Annotated in this window: 1 protein-coding gene; it reads right to left on the reverse strand. The window is 59.6% G+C overall.

What is annotated here, in order from left to right; all coding sequences use genetic code 11:
* Positions 1-37: 37 nt before the first annotated feature.
* Positions 38-1,429, reverse strand: a 1,392-nt coding sequence (locus VB712_RS13990) for a WD40 repeat domain-containing protein (protein WP_323255737.1), incomplete at its 5' end; no start/stop codon positions are given.

A 1,429-nucleotide genomic window follows, 5' to 3' on the forward strand; every position in this document is an offset into this window, starting at 1 on the left:
TGCCGGATAAAAAAGCTGCCCAGACTCACCAGAAACCTCATGGAGATGACTCCTGAGGCTGCAGCGCTGCGCCGCCGGTCTGACTGCGCCCAGGGTTTGCTTGCGCTATGACGGAGGCGAACCAGCCGCCAACCGCGTTGGTGTAATAGCGCGGCGAAAGCGGTCCGACCCGCTCGCACGGCGCGGCGTCGGGATGGTCCGAGCTGCCAAGGAAACGGCGGGACTCATCTGCGGTGAGCGAACGGCGGCCGGCGGGCAAGCGATCGCAAGCCGCTTCGACGAGTGCACGCCCCTCCAGCTGCCGGTCGGAGACATCCCAAACCCGCGCAGCGTTATCATCAGACGCTACAACAACCCGCCGACCATCAGGTGAGATATCAACGTGATTTAGTGAAATTTGGCTAAAGTCGCCCCGCGAAGGCCCCCGCAGCGCCACGAGTGCTTCACCGGTCTGCACGTCCCATAAACGCGTTGTATTATCATTTGACATAGTTACGACAGTCCGCGCATCGGGTGATAGAATTGCACTTTCTATCCCGCCTGAAAGCACGAGAAGCGTGTCGGCAGTCCGCACGTTCCAAATACGCGCGGTTCCATTGCCGGAAGTAATGATCGAACGACCGTCGGACGAAAACGCCGCTTGATGGACCGGGCTTTCGTCACCACCTAGCACCGCAACTATTTCACCAGTGGATATGTCCCAAACGCTTGCCTCCCCGATAAACCTTACTCCTCTATCCGGATTGTCCCACGAAAGTGTCAGCATGTGCCGGCCGTCTGGAGAAAACTCTGCATACCGAACGCTAGCTATATGACGCTCAAGCACGGCGAGCTCGGCACCTGATTGCGCGTCCCACACACGCGCAGTTTTGTCGGTGGATGCTGTAACAATTTGGTGCCCATCCGGCGAAAACGCGGCATGGTTGAGCCCCTCTGTGTGGCCGGCGAGTACGGTGAGCTCATCCCCCGTCTGCGCATCCCAAACTCGCGCGGTGTAATCGCCGGACGCCGTCAAGATCCGCCGCCCGTCAGGCGAAAACGCGGCATGCGTGATAAATGATCCGTGACCGGCAAGCACGGCGAGCTCATTGCCAGTCTGCGCATCCCAAACACGCGCGGTGTTGTCGTTGGACGCCGTCACGATCCGGTGGCCATCCGGCGAAAACTCCGCGTGCGAAAGAGGTGTGTGCCCCTCGAGAACGGTGAGCAAATCGCCGCTTTCCGCCCCCCAAACACGCGCGGTACCGTCCCACGATGCTGTCACGATTCTCTCTCCATCTGGTGAGAACTCTGCAAACCTTACGCTATTTGTATGACCGAGAAGCACGGCGGCAGGGCCAATGGCCTGGGCTCCCCATAAACGCGCAATACCATCTGATGATGCAGTCAAAATCCTGTGCCCGTCCGGCGAAAACTCAGCATGCAGGCG

This window comes from Spirulina sp. CCNP1310, assembly GCF_034932185.1.
Taxonomy (GTDB): domain Bacteria; phylum Cyanobacteriota; class Cyanobacteriia; order Cyanobacteriales; family Spirulinaceae; genus Spirulina.